Origin of the sequence: Legionella moravica DSM 19234, from assembly GCF_000423305.1 — a bacterium.
Taxonomy (GTDB): domain Bacteria; phylum Pseudomonadota; class Gammaproteobacteria; order Legionellales; family Legionellaceae; genus Legionella; species Legionella moravica.
Window position 1 is genome coordinate 81,099 of record NZ_AUHS01000018.1, and the last position, 16,848, is coordinate 97,946.

The following is a 16,848-nucleotide window of genomic DNA, read 5'->3' on the forward strand; positions in this document are numbered from 1 at the left end:
TCATGGGAACATCTATGTCAACAATGGAATACTTAAGAAAGCAAATTCAAGAAATCGATTCCGTGATCATCCAGTGTTTAGCGCTTCGTCAAAACATGTGTCAACAGATTGCTCAATTGAAGCAGCAAGATGGCAAACCGATTACGGATATCAATCAAGAAAAAAAGAATTTTGCGTTTTATGAGACTCTTGCAAAATCCTGCGCACTGGAACCTCATTTTATAGAACGTTTGTTTCGATTAATTATTCTTAATTCAAGAACAGTCCAACACGACACGATTAGTGAAAGAGAAGATCCAGAGCCAAGGTTGCAAGAATAAGGGAAGCAGGACCGCAGGTTGCCTCATGTTCCTGACGAAAGCCAGCATTATAGAGTTGAATTATCTTATTAAAAATACTGAACATAGGACTTTCTGGCTACTCAACATGGTCTATTTACACTATAGTGTACTGTGTTAATAAAAGCTTCTTCTCAAGGTGATTTTTGGATACCTTCACAACGTATATTCAGGATGAATTCGATGAATAAAGATCTATCGACACTAATCACTCTTAGTCCCGAAGAAGTGCTAACTCAAATGGACAGCTCCCTGAAAGGACTGACACGGCTTGAAGCACAGAAGCGACAAAAAATATCTGGTCTGAATGAGTTTGCCCGAAAAAACTATCGCTTGCTTATTTTTGAAGCCATCTCTCACTCCATAAATCCTTTAGTCGCTATATTATTAATTGCTGCCCTGATTTCAGCATTTACGGGTAATATGATCAATTCAATCATCATTGGTACAATGGTTATCATGAGTATTGGCCTTGATTATTTTCAAAGTCATAAATCGCTACTTGCCATTAAAAAACTGCAAACACACATTGCAACCAAAGCCAATGTCCTGCGTGATAATCAATGGCAAGAAATCGTTTGTCGAGAGTTGGTCCCTGGGGATATTATTCAGCTCATTGCAGGGGATGTAGTTCCAGCGGATTCGTTGTTGATCAAAGCCAGAGATCTGCATATTCAGCAAGCCGCTCTTACTGGCGAATCACTCCCTGTAGAAAAAGAAGCGATTCCACAAAAAGCCACACTTAAAAACCCATCAGAAGCAAGTAATGTCCTTTTTTCTGGTTCATCTGTTGTTAGTGGGACGGCAATGGCTGTTGTTATTACTACCGGACAAAACACTCAATTTGGTCAAATAGTTGAAACACTTTCAAAAACAACACCGCCAACAGAATTCGAAAAAGGAATTAGTCGGTTTGGCATGTTTATTATGAAAGTAGTGTTTTTTCTGGTGATTTTTGTCTTCTCAGTCAATATTTACCTTAAGCGATCGCTGCTCGAATCCCTATTGTTTTCAGTGGCCTTGGCAGTAGGCCTCACCCCTGAATTATTACCGATGATCACAACAGTAACACTCGCCGCAGGTGCCCTTCATATGGCCAAAAAAAACGTCATTGTCAAAAACCTTTCAGCCATTCAGAATTTTGGCAGTATTGACATTCTTTGCAGCGATAAGACAGGGACCTTAACCAGTGGGGAAATGGTATTAGAGCAACACCTTGATCCTTTTGGAAAGGCGTCTGAACAAGTAATGTTGCTGGCTTATTTAAACAGTCTTTTTGGTACTGAAATACCCAGTCCTTTCAATATTGCCGTATTAAAAAAAGCAAACATCAACCCGCTTGATAGGGCGATATTGAAACACGATCACCCGGACGTACAACCATACAACAAAATCGATGAAATTCCATTTGATTTTGAGCGACGTCGTTCCAGCGTCGTCATTGAAAAAAATGACACCCATATTCTCATCACCAAAGGAGCACCAGAGTACGTGATAAAAACATGTACCCGTTATGACAGCGAAAGCAACAACCAGATGTTGGATGATGAGCATCGCAAAATGTTTGAAGCGACATTTTTGTCATTGAGCGAACAGGGCTACAGGGTATTGGCTGTTGCTTACCGCACTATAGCCCAACAGCCCTCTTATCATGCACAAGACGAAAAAGATCTGGTTTTAGCTGGATTTCTAGCTTTTTTTGATCCACCACTTGACGACATCCCTGCCGTTATCAAAGAACTGCACAAGGAAGGAATTAAGATAAAAATTATTACCGGAGATAACGAGTTAGTGACTCGCCACGTCTGCAACGAAGTATCTCTGGGTTCTGCGACCATAGTACTGGGTAATGAAATAGATCATATCAATGACTTCGCATTAGGAGCTATTGCAGAGCAAGTGGATGTTTTTGCACGCATTTCTCCGATTCAAAAGCAACGGATTATTAGCGCATTACGCTCTCGTGGCCATGTTGTAGGTTATATTGGCGATGGAATTAATGATGTCCCCTCTCTGCACATTGCAGATGTAGGTATTTCAGTTGCTGGTGCTGTAGATGTGGCACGAGAAGCAGCAGACATCATTTTATTGAAACGTCGCTTAAAGGTATTGCTGGATGGAATCATTGAGGGACGTAAATCCTTCGGAAATGTGATGAAATATCTGATGATGGGTACCAGCTCTAACTTTGGAAATATGTTAAGTATGGCTGTTGCTATTCTCTTTTTACCATTTTTACCCATGTTACCCTCGCAAATACTTTTAAATAACCTTCTGTACGATTGTTCTCAAATAGCAATTCCCACTGATAATGTTGACCCCAGTTTTACACACAAACCGAAGCATTGGGATATCGATATTATTAGGAAATTTATGTTTTATATCGGCCCCATCAGCTCTATTTTTGACTTCCTAACCTTTTTCATCATGCTAAAGGTTTTTGCCGCCACGGAACCATTATTTCAAACCGGTTGGTTTGTAGAGTCTTTGGCAACCCAAACTCTAGTGGTTTTTGTTATTCGTTCTGTTAAAAATCCTTGGCAAAGCAAACCCAGTATCCCCTTGGTATGTACAGTGCTTCTCTGTGTTATTCTTGGTGTTCTATTGCCTTTTACACCCATGGCATCGTTTTTAGGATTTGTACCTTTACCAGCAAGCTATTTCCTGTTTTTGATCACCGCAACAATAACCTATCTGTTCCTGGTTGAGCGAATTAAAAGAAAATTAATGTGGAAATGGATATAGTGGAGCGACTTGTGCCAACTGATTCTTTAAAATTGTGCCATCCGACAGGAGATCCCTCACTGCGTTAGGGATGACGTAGGTAGTTACAAAATAGTTTTATATTACTCTTTTAATTTTAATAAAAAAGGAAGACTATACTATATAAATCATTGAGCAAATTAATGGATTAAATCATGAAAAATTCATCAAGTATTGAAAATAAAGCAGTAGATGTTATGGATGCTCTTTATAATCGTCGAGCTGTTCGAGATTACCTTTCTACAAAAGTAGACTCCGAGCTGATTCATACTGTACTAGATGCAGCAGTACAAGCGCCTACGGCTCTGCATGAAGAACCCAGAGCATTTGCTGTGATTCAAAAAAAAGAACGATTGGATCGTTTATCTAATGATTGCAAAAAGGTTTTGCTTAATGAAAAAGAAAAATACAAAACAGAGCAAACAAAACACATACTCGAGGTAATAAAACAACCCGACTATAACGTGTTTTACAATGCCAGCACATTAATCGTTATATACAGCACATATCCAGGCCCATTTGTAAGCGCTGAATGTTGGCTCGCAGCTGAAAATTTAATGCTTGCCGCCTATGCAAAAGGACTTGGCTCATGCGTAATTGGGTTTGCGCTTTCTGGTTTGAATTTGCCCGAGTGGAAACACGAATTGGAAATCCCCGAGAACATGACAGCTCAGGCAGCAGTGATCATGGGATGGCCAAGAGGAGAAACCATTGCACCTCCTCACAACCCGCCCAACATTCTTACATGGAAATAAAACAGGCTCCATGCTTGAATGATCGGCAAGACCAAAGATGATAAGGAGTTTTAATTAAATGGATATAAAAATTTTACAACAGTTTGGACTAGCAGTATCGCTTCTGGCCGCTGCAACGATTGTCCAGGGACAAGTAATAAGCGATCAAGTAGCCTGCCCTTCTCTTGATACCATCCAACAACATGCCACTAAAATTGATGCTGTTGAAAAAGATATATTCGGTTATTCCGTTCGCTCCACCAGCTATTTTACTAACGGTGATTTACAATGGATAATTGGAGTTAATATGGTTATGGCACAATCTTCGGATGATGCAATCATCAAGGGGATCACTATCGTTGCAAACAGTAAATACTTAAACAATGAATACGCCTATGAACTGGAGAAAGGTTTATACATTTGCAATTACGGCCCCTTTGACATTGTTGCGGCTGGCGGCCATATGGCGTCTGTCCTCTAGTCTGCCTCGTCTGTTTTCTGCGTTACTGCACATTTCCCAGCAGTGACGTAGAAATATCCAATATCTTTAGGCCTTCCCTACCGAGCCTGAAAAAGCCATTTGTCCTGCCCCACCAGATAAGCAAGCATGCGCATGCTTACCAGAACGCCACCAAATAATGAGGACTTACGAAAAACTCCAATGGCTTTTAATGAAGAGATCGGGTGGTATTCACTGATAATGTGAGAAAATTATTCGGCTGGATACAATAAGTCACTTCAAGGTGCAGGAGCTTACTGGATAGTCTGTTAGCCTCTGTTTATGGGGTGTGTTGATTAAATACGAAGTGAAACCATGAATAAAAGTCATCAATAACACACTGGCTAAAAGAAGAGAAAGCGGAGTGGTCAGGAACAAGAATAACCCAACGGGTATAAAAACATGATAAAGAATAATTTGATTCAGATCATTGAGACGATTACGGGTTAAATTGGTCTCCTCTTGGTCTAAAGAGTTTGGATCCTTCCCTTCAAGTTTTAATTGACTCAATAATTGCTGATCGTGCTTTGAATCAATTAAAACACGTGATAAAGCACTGATTAACAGAATGGCAGAAATTGCAGCCGATACCGGTATTGAAGCAATGGAAAAAGCGAATAAGCCCAAGACCACCATTATCGACGACACGGTGATCAAAGAGCGAATAAAATGTAACTCTCTGTGCCGCCACTCGCCAATCAGATACTTGTGATCCGCTTCTGGAATCAGCCTGAGTTTTAACTCATATTCCTCCCTACTTTCTTGAAAACGAAGAATCATAACGAGCACATCGATCAGTTGTGCTATAACTTCCAATTGTATGCCGTAGAATCCGGCAGATTGTGACGTACTAAATGACAACCAAAAAAACTGCGTCAGATTAACAACGCCCCACAAACTGTCATTCCAAAGATTATAATATAAATCCCTAAGTGAATTATCATTGGTTTTATCCCGCTGCTCTGCAATGAGAATATGTGCTAATAAACCAAGATTGACTGAAAAACGCGCCATATAAAGCGCAAAACTCATGACGCCCAAAGTGGAATCCAACGGGGTCAGATTCCTTAGACTTTTTTGTGGCTGCGCAAGATATTTGGCAAAACCTTTACTCCGGTTCAACTGAAGCCTTTGGGTGTTCAAGTAGGTTAGTTGGCTATTAAAAAACGTTAAGGTTGATTTAAGGATTGGCTTATTTTCCTTAAGAGCCTGATTGTCTTTGTTCATCTGCATCCATAGGAAACTCACTATGAAGCTATGATAATAATGAGCTCCTGTCTTAAACGTGACGGTTAAATTACAAACTTGTAATCTTTCTTGAATTAACTTCATCCACTATTTATGTTAAAATTGAGCAATATTTATTCATTTTGCCCGTATGCGAATATTAATTGTTGAAGATCAAAAAAGAACCGCTGATTTTATCTGCAAAGGATTCAGAGAATATCAGTTTCAGGCCGACGCAGTATACGATGGTGCGGAAGCACTATACCAACTGTCTGAAATACACTACGATCTCGTTGTTTTGGACGTCCTCTTACCCATTATGGACGGATGGACTGTACTTGAAAAAATTCGTGAAACAAAACCCGACTTACCCATTTTAATGCTTTCAGCATGTGATGATGTAGAAAGTCGAATCAGAGGGTTAGAATCCGGGGCTCATGACTACTTGATAAAACCGTTTTCATTTAATGAACTGCTGGCTCGCGTCAGGTCATTGTTACGCAGAAAACCCAACAACAATCCCATCGTGTTAAGCATTGATGATTTGAAACTGGATTTAATGAAGCATACCGCAGAACGAGGCGGTAAAAAGCTCTTGTTAACCGCAAAGGAATTTATGCTTCTGGCCTTGATGTTAAGAAGAAGCGGCGAAGTACTCTCTCGAACCGTTATTGCGGAACAGGTTTGGGATATCCATTTTGACTGCAACACCAACGTCATTGATGTTGCCATCAAACGATTAAGAGAAAAAGTAGACAATGAATACTCCAGAAAATTAATCCATACCGTCAGAGGAGTAGGATATGTCCTGGAAATTCGCTAATTCGATGTCGATAGTTAATCGGTTGTTACTGATATTTGTCACCACGATTTTGCTGATTTTGACCGTCATTACCGTTTTAATATACCCGCCATTGAAGGAGTTGCTCCATCTGGCGCAAATCAATCAGGAGCAATACCACTTTGTATTAGCACAAATCTGCATCAAAAATTTTTTTATCGGCCTATGGGTTTCCGCATTAATATTAATTTGCGCCAGTTATTGGGTTGCTAAAAAAAGCATGAGTCCTGTTTATAACTTTTCGGAAGAACTTGCCTCAATTAATGCCTCATCATTAGATAAACGATTAAAAGATGAGGGGCATCCTCAGGAACTAAGACAATTGGCAGCCACATGCAACGCCATGCTGTTGCGAATCGAACATGCTGTTCTTCACATCAAACAATTTTCTGCCAGCATGGCCCATGAATTACGTAATCCCGTTCACTACCTCCAAACGGCTACGGAAATTACTCTGGCGAAGCCACAATCGATTGAAACCTACCAAAACCTGTTGCACTCACATCTGGAAGAATATCACCATTTAACCCGGCTTATTGATAACCTCCTGTTTTTAACGCGAAGTGAGCATGGGCAAATTCCGTTAAATCCAAAGCCCATGTCAGCAAAAAAGATGATCCATTCTATAGTCGAATATTATAACGCTACTGCTTTAGAACAGGGCGTAGAAATTCAAGTCACTGGTGATACCAGAATAGTAGTAGATGAGCCATTATTTAAACGGGTCATTTCAAATCTAATCGATAACAGCCTAAAGTATACGCAACAAGGTGGAACGATACTTATTAAAATTGAAGAAACTGAAACTCATCTTATTCAAATCACCATAAAGGACACAGGGATTGGCATAGCAAAAGAACATCTTCCTTTATTGTGCCAGGGATTTTATCGAGTGAATCACTCAACCCATGATAAATACTCCGGCCTGGGTTTGGGATTGGCAATCGCTCAATCCATTATGACCATCCATAGCGGTCAGATTGAGATAGAGAGCGAACCAGGCCAGGGAACTGCAGTCATACTTCGCTTAAATAATGCAAGCCAGTTCATGAATCGACACTCCTGAATCAACGATCGGACTTTAAAGGCATCAAATAGAATTGTTAGGAGTCCGCTTTATTGAATCATAGAGCATTGTGCTAATTTACAGAAATTGTTCCTGTCAGCCTCTGAAGGGTAACCTTCTTTTTATTAATTGTACTGCTTCTTCAAGCGATTGAGCATAAAAAATAGATTCAAACAGGATTAATCGATAAGCATTTTGGGTAAGATCACGGTTAGGATGTTCTTCTTGTACTTCATTGTTTTTTTCCATTCCTTTAATTGCAATAAACTGAAGCTCAATTAATTCTTCTTTATTTTCAAGAGCTTTTAGCAAAGCTTTTAAATTGGGATACAATTGTTCCTTGAATTTGATTCCTGGTTCAATAAATTTCCCACTATTGATTAATGCCACTAACTCTGCATAGGGATCCTGATTTGAACCCGACTCGGGGGCAGCTCCTTTAAAAGTATTATACTCCAGATCAGATGCGCCCGGTAGATCGTTATCGTTATCTTGCATGATTTAAATGTCATCCTCAGCGTAATTAAAAGTATAGCAGATACAGATTAACTCCAAAGGACTCTATTCGGCTGATATAGACTCTAGTAAACATCTTAACATCACAAGCCGCGAAGCTCAATTGAGTAGCAGTCTGTCAAAACATATTGCATTGATGTGCTAGAATTAGCATAATGGTCGATTTTCTCAAGCAGGCCCTTATGACAGAAAAATTATTATCTATCAATTTGTTAAAAGAATTAGTCGAATCTGCTGAAACCAATAAGGCAGGAAATACAGCGTCTTACATACCTGAACTAGCAAATGTGAATCAGGATCTTACCGCTCTGGCAGTTCAGCAAGTCGGTGAACAACCCATATCCTGGACTAATGCCGAGTTAAACCCTGTCACGCTGCAAAGCACTAGCAAATTAATCCCGCTCATTGGTTTATTGGAAGAAGTAGGAGCAGAACAACTTTTTGAATGGGTTAAAGTGGAGCCTTCCGGAGATGATTTTGCCTCCATTACCCGACTGGAACAATTTGGCCCCAAACCCTCAAATCCAATGCTTAATGCAGGGGCTATTACCTTATGCTCTCATATCCCTGGTACTGGTGAACATCAGTTTGGCTGGCTCGAACATTGGGTAAAAAAATTATTTAAAGAAAAACTGAGCATTAATCCCCTGGTCTATGCATCAGAAAAAAGAACTGGCGACCGTAACCGTTCTCTGGCTTATTTATTGAAAAGCCGAAATAACCTGGGTGCTGATGTTAATGAAACGCTGGATTTGTACTTTGCCTTATGTTCCTACGAAGCAACGCTGGAACAAATGCTTTACCTTCCGTTATTACTGGCCAATGGCGGCACCGATCCCTTGACCAATGAATGCATCTTTTCTAAAGAAACCTGTAAAATTACTCTGGCCATTATGGCGACCTGTGGCTTGTATGATGAAACAGGAACACACATGGTAAAAACCGGGATACCCGCAAAAAGCGGTGTATCAGGTTATATTATTGGTACAGTTCCAGGTAAAGCAGGCATAGTAGCATTAAGCCCAAGAGTCAATGCAAAAGGGAACAGCATCCGTGGCGAACTGATGCTGGAAGGTCTGTCTAAAGCAATGAATTGGCATTTCGCGCTCCCAGGTTAACACCTCTGCCACTAAATAAAGAACAATCAAGATCGAATACAGCAGCTGTCTTTTTACACCTCAGTCCAGTTGCTGTAACTCTTCATCTTATCTTAAAAAAAAACACTCAAGCTCGACGCTGAATCATTGTACCTGAATAAAAATCACCCAGTTCATCTGTTGACAAAGACTCGACAATGTATAAAATGCGAACACAAGGAGCAAACAATAAGACATCGAGCACTACGCCAATGGTAACTGAACATAATTTTCTGACGACAACACAGCAGACAATAAACCGCATTCTTGCTCTACCTGCCAGCGAAATTAAATACTATCTGTACATCTTGTTGGAATCAATCAAAGATAAAAATTGTGGTATCACCCGCTCATTTTTAGTTGAACTGATCTCACTTGTAGAGGCTTTGCATCAGTTACATGAAACGAACGAACCAGACAGTACAAACAGTGACATCGAATCCAGGTCATTGGACTTATTGGAAACCATCAACAATCATTTGGACCAGCTTCAACACATTGCAGGTACCCATACCTTTCCCGCTCAAACTAAAATTGTATTACTGCACATAACCGGAGTGTTTGCTGGTGTTACTCTCGGAATTATTGGTGGATTCGTAGGAGCACTTATTGGTTTAGCTCGAGGAGTATGGAATTACAAGCCGTTTATCGGCATGCTCTCTGGAGCATTTGTTGGTAACGTCATAGCTGGTGCTTTTGGTTTTAGAACCCCCAAAAAAATATTTAAAGACAGTTTGATACGACAATTCAAATTTGGTCTGGATGGCCTGGATGAGTGTTTGGAGCACATCAAAAAAGAATATGTGCCCACATTATTTGCACAAAAGAAAGCACAGCCCTTTTCGTATTACCTTAAAGAAGTAGAAGAAGAAATTAAAACACTTTTCGATACTGATGAGGACTTTGAAGAATTCCTGGAACAGCAGGTTGAATATAGAATCAACACTTTTTTGGCAAGTTTTATTGGCGTTTCCTTGCTGCACGGTTGTGTCGGTCATCATGCCTACATCAAAATGGACATTAAAAATTCAGAATACTTAATCGAACTATCGCCAGAACCCGCAGACACAAGCGAAGAGCCGGCCCAAAGTGAATCCCGAACCGTACGTGGTAAAAAATTAATTGAAATGCTGGCTTATCACAGAAAGCTTCAGGAAACCAATGCCCCCACACCGGCTTATATAATCTCAAAAATGAAAGCTGGCGATAATGACTGTTTTAGTTACATTAACAAAGTATTGATTGGTACCAGTCAAAATGGCACCACGTTATATCGTTTCGCGGATATGGATGTAATGGGGCAATTGGTTGGAGTCGCCATTGAGACATTAAGTCCATTTAAGCCCAATTTCTTTCTGCAGGCCAAACCAACAGACTCACTTGAGCATGATAACGTGTATATATCTTCGTTAAATCCCGAATAAACTTCGCATCCAGACATGAACCAGGGAGGTTCGATACCTCCTGAACGTGTCACGATTAACACTAAGGCTTCCTTACTCTCCTGATGTTTTAATTTAAATTAGACTAATCTCGTTTAACTCATTTATACTTTCCCGGGGCACACAAGGAACCTATCCGAACGAGAGAATTCGATGTTAATTAAAAATATTTATGTTTACGATGATAAGGGACTGAAACAACTTAAACACGTTCAGTTAACAAAAACTGGTTCGAGAATTATCCATAATACAGACGATGATTTATCTGCTCTGGAACAACACGAGGAGAACACCATAGACAGCAAGGGAACCTACTTCCTGATGCCAGGAATGATGGACTCCCACATCCATGGTCAGGGCGGTTTTGATTTTGCCAGCCTCAGTGTGGAAGATGGTGAAAAAGAACTGGAGGTCATAGTCAAACAATTGGGGAAAACCGGATTATCCTATGCTGTACCGACCCTGGTGTCCATGCCAGTGGGTTCATTAAAACAATCGTTGATGATTATCAATGAGTTTATGAAGAATCAGAAAATCAATCTTACTCCTGGATTCACAACACTTGTTGGAGTCCATCTTGAAGGTCCCTTCATCTCCAAAAGTTGCAAAGGCGCTCATAGCGAAGAAGCATTGCAAGAGGAAATCAGCATGGAGAAGTTCAGAGAAATTATTAATGCGGCTCCCGATATTAAGCAATGGAAGATTACTCTGGCTCCTGATTTGATTGGTGCTGAAGAGTTTATCAAGCAAACAAAAACTCTTGAGGCAGAAGGCCTAAGTATCAAAGTGTTTATCGGTCATGCTAATCCAGAAGAAAAGGAAGCTATTGGTCGGGCAATTTCAGCTGGTGCAGCAGGTTTTACTCATTTGGGAAATGCATGCCAGGAGTCCTGCAGTCGAGACAATAGAAGCCTTTCATCAGAAGATGCAACGAGTAATGTAGTAAAATGGGTACTCGAAAATCCAGATCAGTGCCCTTCAGCTGTTGAATTGATCCTGGACGGAGCTCATCTCTCTTCGTCATTCAGTACCCTTATACACCATGCCATTAAAAACAAAATTATGCTGGTAACGGATGCTCTGGGCCCTACGGGCTGTAAAGACGGTCTATACAAATTAGGAGCTCTGGATATCCGTAAAGACAAAAACAATTTTTATTTGGTGGATGAAGAAGGTCATTTTAAGATGAAAATGGGCACATTACCCTCAGGCGAACCAGGCGAAGTAAGGACACTGGCCGGAAGTGCATCCTCCCTGGCGCAGTGCGCCCAAAACTATTTCGATCTCTTGCACGATGAACCTTTAGAAAGTCGTATGGACTTACTTTATGCAGGACTCATTTCCAACCCCAGAAGGGCTTCATTATCCGATGATGCAATTAATAATCTACCCGATGATACCAATTTTGTCATTTTTAACGAAAAAGGAAGACTCATCCTCAGTGCATGCAACAGCAAACTTACAGAGCATCAACAAATACTATGGCCTATACAAAGCCTGCTCGGTAATGGATTGCTAGCCCCATCTTCAACTTATAATCCATTTAAAGACAATTTGGAATCTGATACAGCCAAACTCATGTTCAGCATTCCAACAATATAGACATGAGCGGGTGTAAAAATCCGCTTTATCCCAACTTCATTAAATAGAGGCTGAATGACCAAGGCCTGCTATTTATCTTAAAAAGCTGGGATTCGCTCAAATAAGCCAACTAAGCTGGACCAAAAATTCATTCGCATGAAGAGTGTTTTGAGTTAACGTACCTGCGACAACAGTTGTATCGATAATGGCAGTACCCAATTGCATTTTTCCCAAATCAGCATAACGATAACCGATTCCAACACGCATATTGGAAGTGAGATCCACATCAACACCTACCCCTAAAGCGTAACTAAAATCAATATGGCTATTGTCCAAGTAATTACGGGTAAAAGTGATGAATCTTGGTACATTTACTGTATAGTTATATGCTTTATTAAATGCAACGCCAACGCCTCCAAAGAGATAAGGGTGATAACGATGCTTCAATGTATAAAGCAATTTAGAGTTTAATAAGATCTGATTGGTTAATACTTTGTAACCGTAAAAATAAGTGTCTGCTGATTGTTCATCTGCCCCTTGTAAAAAAAGACCATGGGCAAAAAAAGGCTCAGTTCGATTGTAATCGAGACCAGCCTGAATCAACCAGTCCGGACTAAAACCCCGCTCCGCATTCAGCAGAATATCCAAAAATCCCGAAGATTGAGTTTTTTGAGTTCCTGAGTAATAGTAAAATTCATCCGTTACCTCATTCACAACGGGGAACCCCTGCGCAACACCTGGTTTCGCTACAGAGCTTCCTGCTCCGAGACTTAAGACGGGATGCCATGAGGGTACCGGGGTAGATAAACCAGCAAATGAAGCGCTAAAACCACAAGTCAGATAAGCGCCGAGAAGCAAATTGACACTTCGATTGCAGATGGCTCTTAACAGTTTTTGAGTGAGCATAAAAACAAACATTCCTTTGCGATGGTCTAAACATGTTAAATTAAACCAGTCAGGGTTTAATATCAAGAGAAAGGGATAAGCGCTATTGATACTCTCTATCAGCATTATAAAATCATCAATGGTTCTTTTTAACTCCCCCATTAAAATCTTCTTGGCTTTAATTGATGATTATTCATCAATTCTTCATCCATCAGAAAACCACTGGATATGCTATAATATCAACCATAAAGATCATTAATTAACCCACAATTAACATGGTAGATTCTCACCATTCGTAAAAGGATTTTCAGATGAAAACAATCATCATGATAATAATTTGTTTCGTGCCCTTTCAATTACAGGCGTCATGCAAGTGCAATTGTAACTTCACCGACCTGACCATTTGCGCCAGTTCCTATGATCTGGATAACCCATGTCCAGGGGTATGTCCTGCGGCCGCGCCAGGTATTGCCCCGATGAAAACTGCCTGCCCTCCGACGTTGGTATATAACCCAATAACCCAGGCACAGGAATTGAAAGTTATCTGCACGGAATAAAAAGTACAATTCCAGATACTGTAACACCTCGATAATGGCAAGCAATAACGCATTTGATGAGCAAATTAGCCTGCATCAAATGACATAAATTTAACCAAGCCTTACTATTTTTTTACTCAATTTTTAATCAAATAGTAGATTTTTTCGGACAATCAGTATACATTTGGAATAATTTTTTTCAAACAAAGGACCGACATGATTTCAATGACCACCTATTGGCAACAATATAAGAACTTTATTGACAATCTTCCTGAGGCTTTACCTGAAAACGAAGAGTATTCAAGACAAATTGCTACTGCAAAAACGATGATTGACATTGGCTTAACCATAGAAAAATTAGGCGTAACTGAAATCAAACAAGTAGTAAACAGACTGCATACAACAGCCAAGGAATTTAAGCACGAGGTCGTCTATCAAGTTCCGGATAAAGAATATAAATTCAGTCTACCCCAGATAACGAATTCCCAAAGTTTGATTTTTGCAATCCTGTATTATCAACACCTATCCAATTACGCGAACGTCAGTTATCAGGGGTCCATTAGCTTTCTCTTTAAAGGCATGGTCACTAGCGCGGTTAACGAAAAAAAGAAGCCTACGGCGCATCAAGCCAATGCAATGCTGGGCGAGATTAAAAAATACTGTGAAAGCCACAATATTGCCCTTGATGAAACTCAGCTTCTCAATACAAACAAAGAAAAAGCCGAAGATTATGTGTCCAAATTAGTCAGTACTTATATGCCATTGCAAAGTGAACCCAGCCCTGATGAGCCGGTGGCACCGCTCGAAAGCCCAAGCCCCATTCAGGATATCGAAAGCGCCTCAGAAGAACAGGTGAATCTGACTGCAACCCAGTCGCCCCCTGAAGAACGAAAAAACATATCTGAAGAAGTAGAACATCTGACTCTCACTGAATTGCCACTTAAGAAATTAGACAATACAGCAGAAGATATAGAGGAGCTGACTATTCTGCGCCTGTCCCTTGATGATCTGAACCAGCAGAAAGCGCTATTACAGCTGAAAATTGATGCATTTTCATTCAAAAAAAATCAGTTGGATGAAGCCAGGGAACAACATGTCAAATTAAAGGATGAATGGAACAATACATGGTTCATTAGCAAAGTTTTTTATTGGTTATTTTCCTGGGCTTTTGAATTTCCATTACTTAAAAACATAAAAATCGCAGAGCAGAAATTAAGTGAACAAGAGGACTCTCTCAATCACGAAATTCCTTCAGGAAAAACTGCAGATTCTTATCTTGGAGAATTAAGCATCGAATTAACACAACTGAACTCTTCCATAGGAAGTATTGGAGAGAAAATTGATCAACAAATCGAAATAGAACAATTAAAACTGGACGCATTAAAACAAGAACAATTAAAGCAAGAACAATTGAGGCAGGAAGAGTTAGCAAGGCAAAACGCAATTAAACAACAAGAAATACTAAAGGAATTATTAAAAAATGACTCATCAAATTCTGATATATTCGGTGAGCGTGAGTTACAAACTTTTGAATCAGAGCAAGATGAATTCAGTGACGAAGACAGGCCAAGCCAAAAAGTAACAGCCTCAAACCCCGAAATAGAATCGGATGTACAATCACTAAGAATAAGTTCCAATCATGGTTTTTTTAAACAATATATGCCGAGTAGGATGACACTAGGGGCCATTGCGGTAGCTGGTGCTGCCATAGCCATTCAAAATTTACTCTAAAGTCGAACAGTCACTGAAGCCCATTACTTGCACCTTTATGGTGCAAGTAATCATTGCCCTGTCAGTATTGCCAAAAAAAAGAACATGTGTTAGGGTTATGATGTATGGTATTAATGGCTAATTTCCTTATGGCTTTATCAAAATGATGTTCATAAAACAGTACGTAACAATTCACACCACCAAGACCACCGGCTAGTCCGGTACTTATCTGCTATTCACATCATTTAATTATTTTTTATTTAACCCCTCCAGGGAGTTCTTATGTTTCGTAAAATGCCATTTATTTTATTAGCCATTATCCTGGCTGTTCTATGCTTTGCCCCTTTCATGCCCTACGCGCTAAAACAATTTTTATACTCAATAAGCCTGAGCATAAAATCCATTATTGTTCTTGCCTTGCCCTTTATTATTTTCACTCTCCTGCTAAAAACAGTACTTACTTTATCCAATAAAGCGACCACAATTATCGGTTTGATCCTCTTCTTTGTCTGCTGTTCCAATTTTATATCCACTTTTCTCAGTCATTATGTAGGAATAGGGGTTTATCATCTTGGCTTCTCAATGATTGTTCCTCCTAAAACTATGGAGCTGCTGCCTTTATGGACGTTTTCCCCACCCAAATTAATTGCAAACGATAAAGCGATGTTTGCGGGAATTATTCTTGGTTTCATCCTGTCCAGACTTAGCCCGAATAAGTCATTCAGTCTTGTGCACAAAATAGATAAAGTGATGAACATTGTTTTATCTGTTATTGTCTGTCTTATCCCGCTTTTTGTTGCAGGTTTTCTTATCAAATTGCACTATGATGGCGTTGTATCCATCATCATCAAAGAGTATGCCCCCATTTTTCTCCTTATAGGCCTGGCCCAATTTGTTTATATTGCATTTGTCTTATTCAGTCTTAACCAATTTCGAATTGGCGGATTATTCAAAGATCTTAAAAATATGCTGCCCGCTGTTATTAGCGGTTTCAGCACCATGTCAAGCGCAGCCAGTATGCCTCTTACTATTATGGGTGTAGAAAACTGCACACGCAATAAAGAGCTGTCCGGCGCAGTGATTCCCGCCACAGTGAACATCCATCTGGTTGGTGATTGCTTTGCCATACCTATATTTGCTTATGCAGTCCTAAAAAGTTTTGGGATGGATGAGCCTTCTTTATTGACCTATCTTCAATTTACGTTCTATTTTGTTCTAGCCAAATTTTCAGTAGCAGCCATACCTGGTGGAGGAATCATTGTGATGCTTCCTATTCTTGAAACGTACCTTGGCTTTAACTCATCCATGATGTCTTTAATTACTGCGCTCTACATTCTTTTTGATCCGATCATCACCAGTGCAAATGTATTGGGAAATGGAGCATTTGCCAAAATGATTGACGCATTCACCTCACATCGAAGCAAAAGAAAATACCCGGCTGAGAGCGCCATTTCCAACTAAATTCTCATAGTGAATAGTGCTTGACGAAGCAAGCACTATTGCTATACATTTGAACAAAAAATTTCAATAAAAAACACAATGAACTATAATTAAATCATGGTGATATTATTTGG

14 protein-coding genes are annotated in these 16,848 nt (G+C 39.9%); 11 read left to right on the forward strand and 3 right to left on the reverse strand.

Going from position 1 to position 16,848, the window contains the following annotated elements:
- The first annotated feature begins 14 nt into the window (after positions 1 to 14).
- The 4 genes from G543_RS17105 to G543_RS0105030 all read left to right on the forward strand — a co-directional run bounded on the left by G543_RS17105 (position 15) and on the right by G543_RS0105030 (position 4,316).
- Positions 15 to 320 (forward strand): chorismate mutase, encoded by a 306-nt coding sequence (locus G543_RS17105; protein WP_081675620.1) that lies wholly within the window; start codon positions 15 to 17, stop codon positions 318 to 320.
- 201 nt (positions 321 to 521) lie between these two features.
- Positions 522 to 3,083, forward strand: coding sequence for a magnesium-translocating P-type ATPase (mgtA, locus tag G543_RS0105020; protein ID WP_028383564.1), 2,562 nt, complete (start codon positions 522 to 524; stop codon positions 3,081 to 3,083).
- A 173-nt stretch (positions 3,084 to 3,256) separates the two neighbouring features.
- Complete coding sequence (locus G543_RS0105025; RefSeq protein WP_028383565.1) at positions 3,257 to 3,856, forward strand: nitroreductase family protein; 600 nt, start codon at positions 3,257 to 3,259, stop codon at positions 3,854 to 3,856.
- A 58-nt stretch (positions 3,857 to 3,914) separates the two neighbouring features.
- The gene (locus tag G543_RS0105030; protein ID WP_028383566.1) at positions 3,915 to 4,316 is read left to right on the forward strand and encodes a hypothetical protein; all 402 of its coding nucleotides are present in this window, start codon (positions 3,915 to 3,917) and stop codon (positions 4,314 to 4,316) included.
- Between the two features lie 252 nt (positions 4,317 to 4,568).
- On the opposite strand, the gene G543_RS17110 is transcribed toward G543_RS0105030, so the two are convergent.
- Positions 4,569 to 5,561 carry a hypothetical protein gene (locus G543_RS17110; RefSeq protein WP_051190584.1) on the reverse strand — a complete coding sequence of 331 codons (993 nt, stop codon included), beginning with the start codon at positions 5,559 to 5,561 and terminating at the stop codon, positions 4,569 to 4,571.
- A gap of 151 nt (positions 5,562 to 5,712) precedes the next feature.
- Here G543_RS17110 and lciR point away from each other — a divergent pair, with 151 nt between their 5' ends.
- Complete coding sequence (lciR, locus tag G543_RS0105040; RefSeq protein ID WP_028383567.1) at positions 5,713 to 6,384, forward strand: copper-responsive two-component system response regulator LciR; 672 nt, start codon at positions 5,713 to 5,715, stop codon at positions 6,382 to 6,384.
- Entirely contained in the window at positions 6,365 to 7,468 is a 1,104-nt protein-coding gene (gene lciS, locus G543_RS0105045; protein ID WP_028383568.1) for a copper-responsive two-component system sensor histidine kinase LciS, read from the forward strand. The genes lciR and lciS overlap by 20 nt, the downstream gene beginning before the upstream one ends.
- Before the next feature lie 96 nt (positions 7,469 to 7,564).
- Here lciS and G543_RS0105050 read toward each other — a convergent pair whose 3' ends face one another.
- Positions 7,565 to 7,966 (reverse strand): PEX14-like KPWE domain-containing protein, encoded by a 402-nt coding sequence (locus G543_RS0105050; RefSeq protein WP_028383569.1) that lies wholly within the window; start codon positions 7,964 to 7,966, stop codon positions 7,565 to 7,567.
- Between the two features lie 200 nt (positions 7,967 to 8,166).
- Here G543_RS0105050 and glsA point away from each other — a divergent pair, with 200 nt between their 5' ends.
- The 3 genes from glsA to G543_RS17115 all read left to right on the forward strand — a co-directional run bounded on the left by glsA (position 8,167) and on the right by G543_RS17115 (position 12,164).
- Positions 8,167 to 9,102, forward strand: coding sequence for a glutaminase A (gene glsA / locus G543_RS0105055; RefSeq protein ID WP_028383570.1), 936 nt, complete (start codon positions 8,167 to 8,169; stop codon positions 9,100 to 9,102).
- 176 nt (positions 9,103 to 9,278) lie between these two features.
- Positions 9,279 to 10,544, forward strand: coding sequence for a hypothetical protein (locus G543_RS0105060; protein ID WP_238584701.1), 1,266 nt, complete (start codon positions 9,279 to 9,281; stop codon positions 10,542 to 10,544).
- Positions 10,545 to 10,715: 171 nt separating this feature from the next.
- Positions 10,716 to 12,164, forward strand: coding sequence for an N-acetylglucosamine-6-phosphate deacetylase (locus G543_RS17115; RefSeq protein WP_065236039.1), 1,449 nt, complete (start codon positions 10,716 to 10,718; stop codon positions 12,162 to 12,164).
- Positions 12,165 to 12,260: 96 nt separating this feature from the next.
- Here the strand turns inward: G543_RS17115 and G543_RS0105070 are convergent, their stop codons facing one another.
- The gene (locus G543_RS0105070; protein WP_028383572.1) at positions 12,261 to 13,190 is read right to left on the reverse strand and encodes an outer membrane protein; all 930 of its coding nucleotides are present in this window, start codon (positions 13,188 to 13,190) and stop codon (positions 12,261 to 12,263) included.
- A gap of 590 nt (positions 13,191 to 13,780) precedes the next feature.
- On the opposite strand from G543_RS0105070, the gene G543_RS0105080 reads away from it, so the two are divergent.
- Together G543_RS0105080 and G543_RS17125 are read left to right on the forward strand one after the other, a co-directional pair.
- Complete coding sequence (locus tag G543_RS0105080; RefSeq protein WP_028383573.1) at positions 13,781 to 15,295, forward strand: hypothetical protein; 1,515 nt, start codon at positions 13,781 to 13,783, stop codon at positions 15,293 to 15,295.
- Between the two features lie 261 nt (positions 15,296 to 15,556).
- Positions 15,557 to 16,735: a cation:dicarboxylate symporter family transporter gene (locus tag G543_RS17125; protein WP_051190586.1), complete on the forward strand. Its 1,179-nt coding sequence runs from the start codon at positions 15,557 to 15,559 to the stop codon at positions 16,733 to 16,735.
- Positions 16,736 to 16,848: the final 113 nt, after the last annotated feature.

Excerpts from the sequence above, each read along its gene's own strand:
- G543_RS17105 (WP_081675620.1), top strand. The coding sequence starts at position 15 with ATGTCAACAATGGAATACTTAAGAAAGCAAATTCAAGAAATCGATTCC.
- mgtA (WP_028383564.1), top strand. The coding sequence starts at position 522 with ATGAATAAAGATCTATCGACACTAATCACTCTTAGTCCCGAAGAAGTG.
- G543_RS0105025 (WP_028383565.1), top strand. The coding sequence starts at position 3,257 with ATGAAAAATTCATCAAGTATTGAAAATAAAGCAGTAGATGTTATGGAT.
- G543_RS0105030 (WP_028383566.1), top strand. The coding sequence starts at position 3,915 with ATGGATATAAAAATTTTACAACAGTTTGGACTAGCAGTATCGCTTCTG.
- G543_RS17110 (WP_051190584.1), bottom strand. The coding sequence starts at position 5,561 with ATGAACAAAGACAATCAGGCTCTTAAGGAAAATAAGCCAATCCTTAAA.
- lciR (WP_028383567.1), top strand. The coding sequence starts at position 5,713 with ATGCGAATATTAATTGTTGAAGATCAAAAAAGAACCGCTGATTTTATC.
- lciS (WP_028383568.1), top strand. The coding sequence starts at position 6,365 with ATGTCCTGGAAATTCGCTAATTCGATGTCGATAGTTAATCGGTTGTTA.
- G543_RS0105050 (WP_028383569.1), bottom strand. The coding sequence starts at position 7,966 with ATGCAAGATAACGATAACGATCTACCGGGCGCATCTGATCTGGAGTAT.
- glsA (WP_028383570.1), top strand. The coding sequence starts at position 8,167 with ATGACAGAAAAATTATTATCTATCAATTTGTTAAAAGAATTAGTCGAA.
- G543_RS0105060 (WP_238584701.1), top strand. The coding sequence starts at position 9,279 with ATGTATAAAATGCGAACACAAGGAGCAAACAATAAGACATCGAGCACT.
- G543_RS17115 (WP_065236039.1), top strand. The coding sequence starts at position 10,716 with ATGTTAATTAAAAATATTTATGTTTACGATGATAAGGGACTGAAACAA.
- G543_RS0105070 (WP_028383572.1), bottom strand. The coding sequence starts at position 13,190 with ATGGGGGAGTTAAAAAGAACCATTGATGATTTTATAATGCTGATAGAG.
- G543_RS0105080 (WP_028383573.1), top strand. The coding sequence starts at position 13,781 with ATGATTTCAATGACCACCTATTGGCAACAATATAAGAACTTTATTGAC.
- G543_RS17125 (WP_051190586.1), top strand. The coding sequence starts at position 15,557 with ATGTTTCGTAAAATGCCATTTATTTTATTAGCCATTATCCTGGCTGTT.